We start from the raw sequence: 14,412 nt of genomic DNA on the forward strand, positions 1-14,412 counted from the left end.
CTGGGTTTCTGCTGTGTGTCTGCGGTCACGAGCGCGTTGCCTAACGGTGCTAGCGTGATCCTTATGCCGCGCAGGTCCAGCATCGAACTGACATTCCGTGAGGTCAAAGGCACCTCCAAGGAATCTGCCGTGGCCGCCGGCGTCGTGGTGGACTGGATCGACAAGACCGCCTACGCCTGCGCGGCTTCGTGGACCCGCAGTGCCTGCGTGACGTCCTACGTGGGCAATATGCACTTCACCGTGCCGATTCCGCGGGACACCCCGGTCACGGTCCAGGCGCGCGTGGTCCACACCGGGCGCACCAGCGTGCACATCCAGACCCGTGTACTCATCCGCCGCCGCACCTCCGGCGCTGAGAGTCCTGAGGCCGGGCAGGGATCGCCGGCACCCGACTCCTTGGATAGTCGGGATGCCCGTGAGGCTGCTCCGCTGGAGGACGACGACGCCGGCTGGACCGTGTGCACCGAGTGCTTCATGGTCTACGTGGCCATCGGTGAGGACGGCGAGCCCGCACAGGTGCCCAAGTTTGAGCCCACCACCGAGCTGCAGCGGCGACGCGACGTCGACGCCTCCCAGCGGATGGTGCATCGTCGTGAGATCGAGCAGACTATCCAGGACCTGCCGGAGTCCATGGGCACCTCGGAGGGACTGACGCTGCGGTTCATCGCCGACACGGACGAGCGCTACCCCGATGGCAAGATCCGTGGCGGTGCGGTGATGAAGTGGATCGACCTGGCGGCCGAAATCTGTGCGGAGCGGTACTGCGGCTACGACGTGGCCTCCGTGCTGACCGGTGGTGTGCGTTTCTACCGGCCCATCACCATTGGGGATCTCGTAGAGGTCGACGCGCGCATGGTGCTCACCGGCTCCAAATCGATGCATGTGCTGGTGCGTGTGCGCGCCGGCGACCGCTGGGAGCGTCACCCGGAGGTGGTGGCCTATGGACTGCCGGTCATGGTGGCTCCCGACGGGTCTGGCTCGGCGCGGTCCATCGCCCGCTGGGAGCCCATCAGTGATGAGGATCATGCGGTGGCTGAGAAGGCGCGCCGCATCCGGGACCTGCGTAACGCGACGCTGCTCAGCCCCAGTCCGCATACCTCCCAGGGCTGACGACGACGCCAGGTCCCTTCGCTAGGCTGGGTCACGATGAGCACCCCGCCTCCCATACAGAATCCATACGGACGGCCTCCTCACGAGCAGCCGGCCTCCCCTCAGCACGGCTTCTACCAGCACGGGGGTTACCCGCAGGGGCCCTATCAGCCGGTCCCGCAGTGGACGCCCCCCGAGCGGGTCAAACAGCCGGACTCCCGTCCCGGCCGTTTCCTCTGGTGGGACTTGCTGCCCACCGTGCCCTATGTGGTGCTGTTCTTCGGGCTGCCGCTCTTTTTCACCCTGGTCTTCGGCAGGCAGGAGAGCACCGGCGGGGAGGCCGAGGCGGGCATGGCCGACCCGATGCTCGTCTTCCTCGAGAACGCCATCATCTTCGGCGGCATTTTTGCCCTGTGCCTGCTTGTCTCGGGCAAGGCGCTCCTGCGTTCGACGATCACCTTCACCCACCGGGCCATCGCCTGGTTGAAGCTGCTGCTGATTCCGGCCATCTGGTTTGGCGTCATCCTCGCCAACTTGTTCATGACCCTGGTGATCTGGCGTCTGACGGGACAGGAGCCTGATACCAGCGCCAACCAGGCGGGCATCGAGGAGATGACAGGTGTGGTGCCGTTCTGGGCGGCTCTGGCGATCTTCGGCCTGATCGGCCCCTATGTGGAGGAGTACTTTTTCCGCCACCTGCTGGTCGGCAAACTCTCCCGGCACCTGAACATCTGGATCTGCGGTGTGATCTCGGTGGCGATCTTCGCCTTCATGCACGTAGCCGTGGAACTCTTCAGCGGTGACTGGATGCTCCTGCTGCTCACCGTGGTGCCCTACCTGACCATGTCGGTGGCCTTCACGGTGGCCTATATCCTCACCGGCCGGTCTCTGGCGTTCGTCTGGCTGCTGCACGCGTTCAACAACTGCGTAGCCCTGCTGGTCACCTACTACGTCCTGCCCTGGGCTGAAGAGCTCGAGGGCCAGCTCGAGGCAGTCCTGCGTGTCCTCCCGCTCTGACCGGGCTCCGGGGGCCTCCGACCCCCGTCCGCTGCCGCGGCAGATACTTGCCCTAGCTATTCCAGCTCTCGGTGCCCTGCTGGCCGAGCCGCTGTTCCTGCTGGCGGACACCGCGATCATCGGACGGCTCGGCGTCGAGCAGCTGGCCGGTGCCGCGCTGGGCATCACCGTGATGCACACCGTCACGGGCCTGATGATCTTTCTGGCGTACTCCACCACTCCCGCGGTGGCGCGCTTTGTGGGCGCAGGACGCATGGCCAAAGCGCTCGCCGCCGGGCGCGACGGGCTCTGGCTGGCGCTCATCCTCGGCGTCGTGCTGGGCCTGGCAGGGCTGGCCTTCGGCGAACAGCTGCTGCAGGCCATGGGCAGCTCCGGAGACATCCACCCCCACGCCTGGAACTATCTGCTGTGGTCGCTGCCGGGAGTACCGGCAATCCTGCTGGTCTTCGCGGCCACCGGAATGCTGCGCGGCCTGCAGGACACCAAAACGCCGCTGATCATCGCCGGCGCCGGCTTCGGCGGCAATATCGTGCTGAACCTGGTGCTGGTGCACCCGGTGGGCATGGGGACCGCGGGCGCCGCGCTGGGCACCTCGATCGCCCAGTGGGGTATGGCGCTGGTCTACCTGTGGCTGCTGGTCCCGCGGCTGCGCGCCGAGGTAGTGCCCCTGGGAGCTGACCCGTTAGCCCTTCGTCGGGCTGCGGCGGTGGGCAGCTGGATGATGCTGCGCACCGTCTCTCTGCGTGTTGCTGTGGTGGCGACAGTATTGGTGGCCACCGATCTCGGCCCCGAGGCGCTGGCTGCCCACCAGGTGGCCTTCACCATCTTCTCCACACTGGCCTTCGTGCTGGATGCACTGGCCATCGCCGCCCAGGCCCTCATCGGCCGCGAACTCGGGGCCTCGCGCCTGGCCGAGGCCAAGACCATGACACGGCTCATGGTGCTGTGGGGGGTCGGCTTCGGAGTGGTCACCGGGGCGGTGACCGCCCTGGCAGCACCGTGGCTGCCGGGACTCTTCACCCCGGATGAGCAGGTGGCCGCCGGCATCACCGCCGCGCTGTTCGTGCTCGCTGCGGCGCAGCCCATCGCGGGCTTCGTCTTCGTGCTCGACGGTGTGCTGATGGGCGCCGGAGACGTGCGCTATCTCGCGCTCGCGGGCGTGATCAACCTAGCGGTCTATCTGCCGGTGCTATGGCTCGTCGCCGCTCCGCCCCAGGGTGCCATCAGCCTGGACTGCGTCCTCTCGGATGCCGTCTGTCCGGCCGCGCCAGGCGGCACCGCAGCAATCGTGTGGCTGTGGGCGAGCTTTGCTGTGGTCTACATGGGAGCCCGGGCACTGACCTTAGGTCTCCGCGCAGCGGGCAGCCGCTGGCTGGTGCTGGGAGAGTCACGCTGACGGCCCAGAGACGACGACGGCGGTAGACTGACGGCCGTGCCCGTGAAGAGAACTCCCCCTGAGACCGCCCAGTCGCTGGCTCGTCCGGCCTGGCTGCGCGCCGGAACCACCATCGGCTTCTCCGTGTTCAGCATCGTCTGGCACGGCAATGCCTGGTTCGCCGATCTGTGGGACGGCAACGACCTCATGGTCGCCCGCATCGCCGTGGCGGCGTTCTTTGTGCTGACCGCGTCGATGGTCTGGGAGTACGTCAAACAGGAGGGCGTGCCGGAGGTGCTACGCGGGTCTCTGGCACTGGGAGCCGCCGCATGGCTCCTGACCGGCGTCCTGGTGATCTTCATGACCACTACCACCGGAGTCGCACTAGCCGCCGGCGCGGGGTTCCTCATTCTGGGACTAGCTGAGCTCTTCGGAGGCCTCAGGACCAGGAACGAGTTTGTGCCCTCCCGGGACCACGCGCTTCTAGGCGCCATCGGCGCGCTGACCGGTCTGCTGATGATCGCCTGGTGGGGCTTGGACATTCACGGCGTAATCGGCATCGCAGGAATGGGCATGATTCTCTCATCGGTTCTGCTGGCCATCGGTGCCGCGGGACTGACCCACGACGCCAAGCGCGCCGCTGCCTGACCACCCTGGAAGGCAGCGGGATGCGGGCCTACTTCTACGGCGCGTAGAATGGGTCAGTGCCTCGTGGGCAGTGCCGGTAAAGTTCTGGGCGCTGTGCCTGGTGGCGCATCCGACCGGCGGGTGAAGCTCCCGCACCCACAACCTCAAGGATCGAAGAACCTGTGGCTGAAGACTCCCCGCGCCGTTCCCTCAAGGAGACGGTCAAGGCTCCGCTGATCTTCTCCTTTGCCCTCGGCGTGCTTGCCGGCGCGGTGACACTCATGGTGACCTCCGGCGGTAGTGACAACCCCGATGTCACGCATGCGGGCATGAGCCTGGACAATCCGCTGAACCTTGCGCTCATCGCGTTCGGGATCGCCTTCATCGCCTCGCTGCTCATCGTCTCGATGCTGCAGCTCGCCTCCCGTGAGAATCCTGAGCACCTGGCGACCGGCTCGGGCGTCAACCGGAACTCGGAGGAGCTCTACCGCCAGCAGGTGGCTGAGCGTCGCGAGAAGGCCCGCCGAAAGAAGCAGCAGGAAGCCCGCGAGCGCGGCGAACAGCCTCCGTACGGCAAGGATGCCGATCCCGAAGGCTGAACGCCGCTGACCCCGGTGGGTCCGGGGAATCTCAGCCCTTCTTGGCTTTCTTCTTCGCCTTTTTGCCCTTCTTCTGCGTCTTCTCGCGCGCTTGAAGGAGCTCCTCCTTCATGCGGTCCCGGAACTCCTTGGCCGCAATAGCGGTGGTGGAGGTCGGGCGTGCCAGCTGATCAGCCTTTTCCGCGGCCGAGGGCTTAGTCATCTTCTTTCGCGCTGCTTCAGGCTGCTGCTCCGAGGGCTCAGTGTTCACCTTGCGCGCAGCCTGCCGTGCCCGGTAGGCCCGCACATGCGCGCGGTTGGCGCAGTTGCCGAAATCGCAGAAGAGTTTCGACCTGTTACGGGTCAGGTCCACGATGGCGGCATCGCAGTCATCGCCCTTGCAGATGCGCAGGCGGCCGGTCTCCTCCTCTACCACCAGGTAAGCCAGTGCGGCGGCGACGGTGGCCGTCATGACATCTGAGACCTGGGGGGAGACCGGAATCGGGACCTCCCGGAACGGTCCCCCCGGGGCATCGGAGCCGACGACTTCCAGACGGGTGCCGACTCCTTCCAGGAGTTCGTTGAGAACGTCCAGCGGCTCCTGCGATTCGATGGGCGCGGCTTCCCAGAGGGTCCGCAGGCGGCCACGCAGGGCCCTGACGCGTTCCACCTGCTTGCGGTCAGCTTTGGACGCCGGCCACCTCAGCTCGGCGTCGCGGTCAGCCAGGTACTGCTTCAGACCCTCCACGCTCTCCAGTGTGTCGGGCGTGGGTTTCGCGCTCTTGATGCCATCCGAGGTATTGATCAGATCAGCGGCGGCAGTCAGGGCACGGTTTATCTCTGCGTTGAACATGCAGCTTCTCCTGACGGTTCAGTACGCCAGCGTGGGAACGGCCACATCTGGCGTTATAGGTGCAACGGGGGTCGGGCCTGTCCCGGGTGTTGCCAGTACCCAAGCGGCCGCGACCGGTGACCTGAATTGTACCCGTCCGCCTCTGACCAGCACGGATGTGTCTCACGGGGTGTTACTCGTGCGTTGCAGACTTCTGGTCGGTCCGCCGCATCGCGCGGTGATCGTGCGCTGATCAGGGTCGATGTCTTGCTGGTGAGAATTACTGGGGTGCCATCAGCTGCTGGAGGCGCTCTAGAGAAGCTCGGATGTTACGCGCATTCTCTGCCGGAACCTTCACGGCGGACAGGACGGCCCGGGCCAGTGGGTTCTGACCCGTGGCGTCATAGGTCTCGGTCACTACGGTCGCTTCGCCGTCGTTGATCGGCTGCATCTCCCAGCGCCACCGGTGGCCCGTGGGCTGACGCCACTCCACGACTCCGCCGGTCCCCGTGCCTGCCTCGGGCGCCCGCGCGCGGGTCACCTTCAGCGGCAGCCGGTAGGGGAGCCCGAACTTGCGCATATGCACACTGAACCGTGCGCCCTCGCTCAACACGTGCGGGCCTACCGCTCGGTCCCGCACGGTGCCGGAACCGTCCAACTCATGGTGCCGATGAGGATTCGACACCAGAGCCCAGACTTTCTCCGCGGGGACTGGGAGGGTCACCGCGTACCCCACGGCATGTTCGCCTGCCCTGATTGGCTGCGGTGCGGAGCTTTTCTCAGGAGTGCCGGTCTCGGGAGTGCCCATGGGCCCAGTGTAGACATCCGTGTCGGTGGGGGTCTCCCATCAAGGTGGTGATCAGGCTAACGCCGGACTGTTCTGCCTTCGTGAGGGTCGTCATGGTAATTCTTGTGAGATGAGTTCCTTGGGCAGGCGAGGCAGAGCGCGCAAGCTGGCGGCTCAGGCTGCCGTGGAGGAGGCCGCGCACCCGACCATCACCACGCGGACTCAAGCCGAGACTCAGGCCCGGCTGCAGGTGCTCATCGAGTCCCGCGCCATCTGGAGCGCCATCATCGGTGGCCTCATCGGTCTGGGAGTGGGCTTCGTGGTCTTTCCGGGGCAGCGGCCCGCCTTGGCGGGGGACGAGTCCATTCAGTTCTACGGTGCCATCGTCGGCGGCGTCACCGGAGGTCTGGCGTTCCTCTTGGGCTACACCCTCAACGCTCGGCTGGCTAACATCTGGCTGGGGCAGCGGCCCCGTCTGCGCCAGCTCATCGATACCCTGGCGCTGCTGGTGGTGCATTCCTCCATTGCGGTGATGGCCGCCCTGGGGTTGTTTCGCATTTTTCAGGAAGCGTTCATCGGGCTGACCGTGGACCACATTGCGGGCGCGGTGCTGCTGGCCATCGTCGGGGGAGTGGCGGCCTACTTCAGCTTCAACTCAGGAGCGCGGATCACCGCCTTCAGCCTCTCGACGCTGCTGGCAATCTTCATGGCATCCGGTGTGCTGGTGTCCATGATCTTTGCGGAGAACCCGTTCTGGTGGCACGTGATGTTCTCCGAGCTGGGCACCGGACAGGCCGGCCTGACCAGTTTCTGGACCTTCAACACCACCCTGATCGTCTCGGGGATCATCATCACCACCCTGACCGCCTTCATCACACGGGACCTGGAAATCTGGGCGGCTCATGCCAAGCGTCAGCACGCCCGGCGGCTGAACCGGCGGTCCGAGGAGCGCCGGGCGCAGAAGGGGCGGGTGCCGGTGCGCACCCGCATCTCCAACGCCTTCAGCCGGCACGTGCACACCCCCCGGGTCATGGTGGTGCGAATCACGATGATCAGCATGGGGCTCTCCCTGGCCGGGGTCGGCCTCATCCCGATCAGCCTCCACCACGACGGGCATGTCATCGTCACCGCCGCCTTCGGCGTCTGTTTCCTGTTCCTGCTGCTGGGCATGCCTTACTGGCTGCCGGGCTTTCCGTGGACCTTTTACCTGCTGAGCTACCTCTCGGCCTTTGGACTGCTGTTCGCGGCCAGCCTGTGGTGGCCTGTGGGTTATTACAACCTGACCTCATTGGAGCTCATCGCGGCAGCGGTGCTGTTCTCCTGGCTGATCGTTTTCATCCGCAATATCGCGGCGCTGGTGGAGCAGATTCGCAGTATCGAGGCCAGCGACGCCGAGGGAGCCGCGCGGTCGGGAACCGAAGCTTCAGGCGTGGATCCGGACGAGAGTCGTTCATTAGTGGGTCAGGGTTCCCCCGCCCGCGGAACCAACGCTTCAGGCGTGAAGCCCGATGAGAGTCGGGCGAGAGCGTGGCGGGGTTCCCCCGCCCGCGGAACCAACACAGAGGACACACCATGAGCCCAGTAGCTGCCGTCGTCGGATCTGGACCCAACGGCCTCACCGCCGCCTGCGCCCTGGCCAGAGAGGGCTTCGATGTCACGGTCTACGAGGCGGCCGAAGCCCCCGGCGGTGCGCTGCGCTCCGCCGAACTCTTCGGCGAGGGGATCATCAGCGACCTCGGGGCCAGCGTGCACCCGCTCAACATCGCGTCCCCGGCCTATGACGAGCTGCTGGCGGGCCACGACCTGGGGTGGCGGCACCCAGAGATTCCCGCTGCGCATGCCCTGGACGGCACCAACGACGCCGCCTCGCCGGTCCTGCTGCGATCCTCGTTGGAGGAGACTGCTGCGGGACTGGGAGAGGACGGGGTGCGATGGCGTCAGCTCATCGGACCCATGGTGGAGCATTGGGACGCGGTGCGCCGGGCCGCGTTCACCCCGCCGAGCCGGCCTTTCACCGGGGCGACCAGATCCGGTCAGGGTGGAGAAGCTCCTTCCCTGCGGCCGCAGGTGGGGCAGCTGGCCCACCGCGCCCATGCACTGCTTCAGGTAGGTGCCCGCGGAGGTCTGCCCGCAGCGGCCTTTGCCCGGCTGTTCCGCTCAGACCGGACCCGGGCGCTCTTTGCCGGTCTGGCTGGGCACTCGACCGCGCCGCTGACAAGGCCCATGACTTCAGCATTTGGAGTGATCCTCGCTGCGGTTGCTCACTCCAGCGGCTGGCCGGTGGTGCAGGGCGGCTCCCAACGGATCGTCGACGCTCTCACCGCGGAGCTTCATTCCCATGGAGGACGGATCGAGACAGGTTTCCGGATCGAGGGGGTGCACGAGGCGCCGCTGCCTGCGGGCCGTCGTGGCATCCGCCGCGATCTGCGCCGCCGGGGCTGGCGACTGGAGGGCGTGCGACGCGCCCATGAGGGAGCTCGCGCTCGCCGGCGCACCGCGGAGGAGGTCGCCGACGTCGTCGTGCTGGATGTGACGCCGGCCCAGCTGCTGCGTCTGCAGGGGCTGAACTTCCCCCAGGGCGTGCAGAGCGCCCTGCGCCGTTGGGAGTACGGGTCTGCGGTGGTCAAGGTCGACTATCTGCTGCATGGACCCGTGCCCTGGTCCCAGCCCGAGCTGGCCCGCGCCGGCACGGTGCACCTGGGCGGGACGGCGGAGCAGATCGTGCTGAGCGAGGCGGCTGCCCACCGCGGCGTGCTGCCGGGGCGACCCTATGTGCTCATGGCCCAGCCCAGCGCAGCAGATCCCACCCGCACCCCCGATGACCGGACCGTAGCCTGGGCTTATGCGCATGTGCCCCGCGGGCTGGACGCCACCGGGACGCGCCGGGCGGTGACGCTCATTGAGGAGGAACTCAGCAGGCAGGCCCCCGGATTCCGGGATGCCGTGGCCCAGCGCCGAGTCTGGGGTCCAGCAGAGCTGGAGTCCTGGAACGAGAACCTGGTGGACGGCACCATCAGCGGTGGCCTGCCGACGCTGATGCAGACGTTCTCGCGCCCGGCCCGGCCGTGGAAGCCGTACACCACGGGGGTGGAGGGCGTGTATCTGTGCTCCTCGGCCACGCCCCCCGGGGGCGGGGCGCACGGTATGGGCGGCTGGAACGCAGCCCACCGGGTGCTCCGAGACGTGCAGGGCTAGCCGGACCACAGCCGGCGCCCATCGAGTGGAAGATTCCTTCCGGATATTCCCCCGAAACCGGTGCTTTAGCGGGACAGATCTTCCACTCGATGGGCGGTGCGCGCTATGCCCACCGCTGAGACTTAGCCCAGCAGCAGGGAACGCAGCGCGGATTCCGGGGTGCGCGAGGTGTCCAGCAGCTGCCCCCGACGGTACTTTTTGAAGACCCGCGGGTCGATGTAGGAGCTCTTGGCGACCGCGGGCGTGTTGCCCAACCCGTCTGCGCAGGCCTGTACCGCGCGTCGTTCCGCCTTGGCCCGTTCACGCTTGGTGGTGGCGGGGCCGGTGCGCGCTAGTGATTCGACGGCCAGGATGGTTCCGCGCAGGGTGCGGAAATCCTTAGCCGTGAATCGGCCACCGGTGACCTCCCGGACATAAGCATTGAGCTGAGAGGGGCGCACAGAACGACGACGGCGTCCTTCCCGCCAGCTCAGCAGGGTGGCCCGGGTCCTGCCTTCAGTCAGCTGCTGCAGCAGGGGTGCCAGGTCGGAATCGGTGACGCTGATCTCCTGTTGCTGGCCGCCCTTGCCAGGAAAACACAGCGTGATGGTGGTGTCCGCGACGGTCACGTGGCGGCATTGCAGAGTGGTCAGGCCCCGGTTGCCGCTGCGTCGGAGATACGTGGTGGAACCCGCTCGCAGGGCTCCGCGGTCTAACAGGCGGAAAGCTGCAGCGAGCACTTTCTGCTCGGTCATGCCCTCTGCGTGGAGCGCGGCGGTGACCCGTGCCCGGGCAGCGGGCAGACGGGCCGCGAGGTCCAGGGCGCGGGAGAACTTGCCCCGATCGCGCCGGGCTGACCAGTCATCGTGGTAGATGTACTGGCGCCTGCCGGCGTCGTCGGTGCCCACCGCCTGGACGTGACCGTGCTCATCCGCACAGATCCACACGTCTGTCCAGGCCGGGGGAATGGCCAGTCGCTCGATCCGGGCACAGTCGCTCTCAGCAGCCGGCTTGCCCGCGGCATCCACATAGGTGAAGCCCTCCCGGGCTTCCCGGCGTTGGAACCCTGAATCCTCGACCGGTCTCACGCGTTTGAGCCGCGGCATGGGGACCTCCTTCTCCTCAACGGATCTGAGGCTAATACCCCCTGCTCAGAGCAACCTTGATGGGATCGGTGGGTTCCCCGGCGGAGGGCCCGAGCTGTCACCGCCGGAGCACGACCGTGTGCCCGTTGTTGATGTGGAGTACCAGGTGCTCCTCGGTGGCCTGGACCCCCGAGATCAGAGCCAGCTCGCCCCCGGAGTCGCGCACCTCTCCGGTGCGCTCTTCAATGATGCGGTAGTTCGGTGCCCCTTCCTCCCAGGTGTCGCTGAACAGCAGCCATCCGCTGTCGGTCTCTGCGGCCTGTTCGAGGTAGTCAGCGGCACCGGCGGACTCCAGGGTCCAGAGGCGCTCACCGGTGGCCAGGTCATATCCGGTCAGCTCGGTCCGTTCCCCGCTGTCGGGATACTCCTCAGTCCAGTCCTCGTCTTCCTGGCGGACCAGTACGTCTCCCCAGAGGGCAAAGGCCCCGGGGGACTGGCCCACCGGAAGGTCGGTGCTCCACAGCGGGTCTCCGGACTCATCCACCAGTTCCATGGTCCAGCTGACCGGACAATCGCTGAGCCCTTCACTCCAGCAGCGGTGGTCATGAACCTCATCCTCGGCGATCATCTCGGCGCGCAGCATCACCGCGGCACCGGGGATGTGGTTCCCGGCGTCCCCCAGGGAGGCCACCGCGGGAACGCTGACCTGGGGCACCTCGTCCGTTGATGCGTACTCCCACACCACCGAGCCGTCGTCGGGATCAAGGGCTGGGCTGGGCACCGCGGAGCCGGGCAGGCTAGTCTGCCGGCGCTCGCCGTCGCGGGCCGCGGCTAATCTCGAGTTCAGCGAGTAGTCAAGGTAGTCGCCGGTGTCATGCTGCTGGCCGGCCGGGGCGGCGATGCGGCTCGGCAGCGGAAGCCAGGAGCGGATGAGTGCACCAGAAGGGGTGCGTGCCACGGCGCCGGGCACCCGCAGGCTGGGCTCGGTGGAGTCTGATTCCTGCTCCCAGATCAGCCGCTCCTCCTCAGCCTCATACAGGGCGATGACATGCCGGTAGCCCAGGTCCGTGGCCTCACCGTCGCTGGTGGTGAGGTGAACTAGGAAGCGGTCCTCGCCCACTCCCTGCACACTTCCGGTCACCGCAGGAACACGATGCTGCAGAGCCTCTTCCGGCAGTGCGCCCACCAGGTCGTGACAGTCGCGGAGCTCGCCGGTCTGCAGGTCGAAGGAGCGCAGTTCCAACCGGGCCTTGTCGCCGGGGACGCTTCGGCTCTGAAGACCCACCAAGCGGTCGGAGGTCATCGCCTGCGCCCCGGGACGCAGCAGCCGAGGAAGGTCGCCCTCGTAGGCCCAGTCGAACCGACGCTCGGCATAATCAGCCCGCGCCGTGCTCTCGCTGTCGCCGAAGGAGTCGTCGGGATCCGAGAGCACAAAGGTCTCGGCGTCGAGGGTCACCGCACGCGCCGAGCCATGAACCTCCTGCAGGCTCAGCAGCAGAGGCTCCGCCCCAATAGCCTGGGCCAGCTCCTCCACGTGGGCCACGTCCTCGGTGTAGTCGAACTCCCAGTCCGAGCCGTCCTCAAAGGACAAGGTGCCGGCGACCTCGGCGGTTTCCCAGTCCTGAAAGACCTGGCCGAACTTCAGTCCCTGCGCGGACTCGTAGCCTGCACCAACCCCGCACCGCAGTCCCGCAGCGTCGAGAACCCGCTGGGGCACCGGGAAAGAGAACAGTACCGCCGCGAGCACAGCCAGGATCGCCGTGGCCGCGATCCAGCGACCCCAGCGTCGCCGCGGTTCGGCCCTCTGCGGCGACGATCTCTTCTCAGGCGCGTCCCTCATGTCATCTGTCATCTCCCCGGCCCCTGCCCGTTCCGTGCTGAAAGCATCGAGCACGGCACCCCCGTCAGAGGTGGCCCGGGGAGCAGTGCCGGCAGATCAGGCGCTGCGCGGGCTGGTGGCGTTGTAGTGGGAGGGAGCGTCGGGCCCGGAGGTGTTGAGATGGGTTGAGGCGTTGGGCCCGGCTGGAGGCATTGCGCCCGACTGCGGACGGGCCTCGGCAGAGGCCTAAAGCGCCTGCAGAACCAGCATGGCAGCCACGCCCACCATGGTGACTCCGACGATGACGTCGATCACCTGCCAGGTGCGCGGCCGGTTGAGCAGTCCCGCCAGGGCACTGCCGCCGCCGGCGAGCAGCGCGTGCCACAGCACGCAGGCCACGATGGCGCCTGCGGCGAAGAACCACCGGTCCTCTGCGAAGCTGTTGGCCATAGTGCCCAGCACCACCAGGGAGTCCACCCAGGCGTGGGGGTTGAGGATGCTCAGCGTCAGGGCCGTGCCGGCCACCGTGGAGACCTTGGAGACATGCGTGACGTGGACGCGCTGGCGTGCCGCAGTCATGGTGGCGGTCTCCGACTCCGAGGTCTGAGCGGGGGCAGTCCCGTCCGGGTTCAGCATCGGGATTTCAGAGGTCATCGCCACATGCACAGTGTGAGAGGGGCCGGACGGCGAGGAGCCGGGGGAGAGGGCCGAGGAGTCGTCGTCGGCCCCGGCGCCGGGGCGGGCGGTGAAGGCGGAGCGGAAGGAGCGGTAGGCAAACCACAGAATGTAGGCCACGCCTAGCCAACGCAGCACTTCCAGCATCCAGGGGGCATGGTCCAGCAGGGCGCCCACGCCCGCGGTGCCGAGGCTGATGAGCAGGATGTCGCCCACCAGGCAGCAGGCCACAGCCAGCAGCACTCGGTCACGGCGAAGCCCCTGGCGCAGCAGAAACGCAGCCTGCGGCCCAATGGCCACAATCAGCGCCAGGCACGTCAGAAACCCGGTGAGCAGCACGGTCATCATGAGCTCCATTCTTAGGGCCCCTACGCATCCGTGCCAGCGCATTATTCTTCAGAGTCTGAAGGATTCCTTCAGATGTTCGTTAAGCTGATCCCATGAACACGGATCATCTGCGCGCCTTCGTCATGGCGGTGGATGAAGGCACCTTTGAGTCGGCTGCCGCGATCCTGCGCATCAGCGGCTCCGCTTTCTCCCAGCGGATCAAGGCACTAGAGAAGGAAGTGGGTCAAGTGTTGCTGACCCGCACTATCCCGGTCACTCCCACCGAGGCCGGGCAGCAGCTGCTGCGCATTGCGCGTCAGACCATCCTGCTGGAGGACGAAGCGCGCCGCAGTCTCGGCTTCCGCGGAAGCTCGGTGAACTTCCGCCCCACCATCACCCTCTCGGTGGCGGTCAACGCCGACACTCTGGCTACCTGGTTCCTGCGAGTTCTGCGCGAGGCCGCCACGTGGGACGACGTCGAACTTCACCTGCACACCGAGGACCAGGAGCACACCCACGAGCTGCTGCGCAACGGCACGGTGGGTGCGGCGGTGACCGAGCACCCCACTCCGGTCTCAGGCTGCCAAGCGGAGGCCCTGGGCACCATGCGCTACTGGCCGGTGGCCAGCGCCGAGCTGCTGGACCGGCACCGGGGCGAGGACGGGAAGGTCCAGTGGGCGCGAGTGCCCCAGATCGACTACAGCGTGCGCGATTCCACCCAGCGCACCGCCCTGGCCGCACTGGGGGTCACGACGCCGGCCATCACTCACCTGGTGCCCTCGGTGCAGGCCTATAACGCCGCCGTCGGCTACGGGCTGGGCTGGGGCATGATTCCGGACTCCATGCTGCCTGCCGGGGTGAAGGAAGGGAGGCACCGAGATCTGCAGATCATTGAGGAGATCCGTCCCGACGACGTCGAGCTCCACTGGCAGCACTGGTCCACCACCACCCCCGCTCTGGACCGGCTTACGGAGGCCGTACAGCGCGCTGCCGCGAGGGGCCTGGGCTGAGGCTCGCGGAGGGCGAC

At 67.1% G+C, this 14,412-nt stretch carries 13 protein-coding genes; 8 read left to right on the forward strand and 5 right to left on the reverse strand.

Annotated features, from left to right (window positions below):
- The first annotated feature begins 63 nt into the window (after positions 1 to 63).
- The 5 genes from RH857_RS05265 to RH857_RS05285 all read left to right on the forward strand — a co-directional run bounded on the left by RH857_RS05265 (position 64) and on the right by RH857_RS05285 (position 4,707).
- Complete coding sequence (locus RH857_RS05265; protein WP_310536925.1) at positions 64 to 1,110, forward strand: acyl-CoA thioesterase; 1,047 nt, start codon at positions 64 to 66, stop codon at positions 1,108 to 1,110.
- 36 nt (positions 1,111 to 1,146) lie between these two features.
- On the forward strand, positions 1,147 to 2,106 hold the full coding sequence (locus RH857_RS05270) for a CPBP family intramembrane glutamic endopeptidase (protein WP_310536926.1): 960 nt from the start codon (positions 1,147 to 1,149) through the stop codon (positions 2,104 to 2,106).
- Positions 2,090 to 3,502 carry an MATE family efflux transporter gene (locus tag RH857_RS05275; protein ID WP_310536927.1) on the forward strand — a complete coding sequence of 471 codons (1,413 nt, stop codon included), beginning with the start codon at positions 2,090 to 2,092 and terminating at the stop codon, positions 3,500 to 3,502. The genes RH857_RS05270 and RH857_RS05275 overlap by 17 nt, the downstream gene beginning before the upstream one ends.
- Positions 3,503 to 3,538: 36 nt before the next feature.
- Positions 3,539 to 4,129, forward strand: coding sequence for a hypothetical protein (locus RH857_RS05280; protein WP_310536928.1), 591 nt, complete (start codon positions 3,539 to 3,541; stop codon positions 4,127 to 4,129).
- Between the two features lie 161 nt (positions 4,130 to 4,290).
- Complete coding sequence (locus tag RH857_RS05285; protein ID WP_310536929.1) at positions 4,291 to 4,707, forward strand: hypothetical protein; 417 nt, start codon at positions 4,291 to 4,293, stop codon at positions 4,705 to 4,707.
- Positions 4,708 to 4,738: 31 nt separating this feature from the next.
- Here RH857_RS05285 and RH857_RS05290 read toward each other — a convergent pair whose 3' ends face one another.
- Both RH857_RS05290 and RH857_RS05295 read right to left on the reverse strand, forming a co-directional pair.
- Positions 4,739 to 5,539 (reverse strand): CGNR zinc finger domain-containing protein, encoded by an 801-nt coding sequence (locus RH857_RS05290; RefSeq protein ID WP_310536930.1) that lies wholly within the window; start codon positions 5,537 to 5,539, stop codon positions 4,739 to 4,741.
- A gap of 259 nt (positions 5,540 to 5,798) precedes the next feature.
- Positions 5,799 to 6,326 carry an SRPBCC family protein gene (locus RH857_RS05295; RefSeq protein WP_310536931.1) on the reverse strand — a complete coding sequence of 176 codons (528 nt, stop codon included), beginning with the start codon at positions 6,324 to 6,326 and terminating at the stop codon, positions 5,799 to 5,801.
- Positions 6,327 to 6,435: 109 nt separating this feature from the next.
- Here RH857_RS05295 and RH857_RS05300 point away from each other — a divergent pair, with 109 nt between their 5' ends.
- Both RH857_RS05300 and RH857_RS05305 read left to right on the forward strand, forming a co-directional pair.
- A complete protein-coding gene (locus RH857_RS05300; protein ID WP_310536932.1) occupies positions 6,436 to 7,881 on the forward strand; it encodes a hypothetical protein in 1,446 nt (481 codons plus the stop codon).
- Positions 7,878 to 9,500 carry a phytoene desaturase family protein gene (locus RH857_RS05305; RefSeq protein WP_310536933.1) on the forward strand — a complete coding sequence of 541 codons (1,623 nt, stop codon included), beginning with the start codon at positions 7,878 to 7,880 and terminating at the stop codon, positions 9,498 to 9,500. Before RH857_RS05300 ends, RH857_RS05305 begins: the two co-directional genes overlap by 4 nt.
- A 122-nt stretch (positions 9,501 to 9,622) precedes the next feature.
- Here the strand turns inward: RH857_RS05305 and RH857_RS05310 are convergent, their stop codons facing one another.
- The 3 genes from RH857_RS05310 to RH857_RS05320 all read right to left on the reverse strand — a co-directional run bounded on the left by RH857_RS05310 (position 9,623) and on the right by RH857_RS05320 (position 13,406).
- Positions 9,623 to 10,585 (reverse strand): DNA topoisomerase IB, encoded by a 963-nt coding sequence (locus RH857_RS05310; RefSeq protein WP_310536934.1) that lies wholly within the window; start codon positions 10,583 to 10,585, stop codon positions 9,623 to 9,625.
- A 97-nt stretch (positions 10,586 to 10,682) separates the two neighbouring features.
- Complete coding sequence (locus RH857_RS05315; protein ID WP_310536935.1) at positions 10,683 to 12,404, reverse strand: hypothetical protein; 1,722 nt, start codon at positions 12,402 to 12,404, stop codon at positions 10,683 to 10,685.
- A 225-nt stretch (positions 12,405 to 12,629) separates the two neighbouring features.
- On the reverse strand, positions 12,630 to 13,406 hold the full coding sequence (locus RH857_RS05320; RefSeq protein WP_310536936.1) for a LysE/ArgO family amino acid transporter: 777 nt from the start codon (positions 13,404 to 13,406) through the stop codon (positions 12,630 to 12,632).
- A 92-nt stretch (positions 13,407 to 13,498) separates the two neighbouring features.
- Between RH857_RS05320 and RH857_RS05325 the strand changes: the two genes are divergently transcribed.
- Positions 13,499 to 14,395: an ArgP/LysG family DNA-binding transcriptional regulator gene (locus RH857_RS05325; protein ID WP_310536937.1), complete on the forward strand. Its 897-nt coding sequence runs from the start codon at positions 13,499 to 13,501 to the stop codon at positions 14,393 to 14,395.
- The last annotated feature ends 17 nt before the right edge of the window (positions 14,396 to 14,412 follow it).

The sequence above is a fragment of the Nesterenkonia flava genome, assembly GCF_031432335.1.
GTDB lineage: Bacteria > Actinomycetota > Actinomycetes > Actinomycetales > Micrococcaceae > Nesterenkonia > Nesterenkonia flava.

What these genes read in the sequence shown, in the direction of transcription:
- RH857_RS05305 (WP_310536933.1), top strand. Translation starts at nt 7,878, where the DNA reads ATGAGCCCAGTAGCTGCCGTCGTCGGATCTGGACCCAACGGCCTCACC.
- RH857_RS05325 (WP_310536937.1), top strand. Translation starts at nt 13,499, where the DNA reads ATGAACACGGATCATCTGCGCGCCTTCGTCATGGCGGTGGATGAAGGC.
- RH857_RS05310 (WP_310536934.1), bottom strand. Translation starts at nt 10,585, where the DNA reads ATGCCGCGGCTCAAACGCGTGAGACCGGTCGAGGATTCAGGGTTCCAA.
- RH857_RS05315 (WP_310536935.1), bottom strand. Translation starts at nt 12,404, where the DNA reads ATGAGGGACGCGCCTGAGAAGAGATCGTCGCCGCAGAGGGCCGAACCG.
- RH857_RS05320 (WP_310536936.1), bottom strand. Translation starts at nt 13,406, where the DNA reads ATGATGACCGTGCTGCTCACCGGGTTTCTGACGTGCCTGGCGCTGATT.
- RH857_RS05265 (WP_310536925.1), top strand. Translation starts at nt 64, where the DNA reads ATGCCGCGCAGGTCCAGCATCGAACTGACATTCCGTGAGGTCAAAGGC.
- RH857_RS05300 (WP_310536932.1), top strand. Translation starts at nt 6,436, where the DNA reads ATGAGTTCCTTGGGCAGGCGAGGCAGAGCGCGCAAGCTGGCGGCTCAG.
- RH857_RS05290 (WP_310536930.1), bottom strand. Translation starts at nt 5,539, where the DNA reads ATGTTCAACGCAGAGATAAACCGTGCCCTGACTGCCGCCGCTGATCTG.
- RH857_RS05295 (WP_310536931.1), bottom strand. Translation starts at nt 6,326, where the DNA reads ATGGGCACTCCCGAGACCGGCACTCCTGAGAAAAGCTCCGCACCGCAG.
- RH857_RS05270 (WP_310536926.1), top strand. Translation starts at nt 1,147, where the DNA reads ATGAGCACCCCGCCTCCCATACAGAATCCATACGGACGGCCTCCTCAC.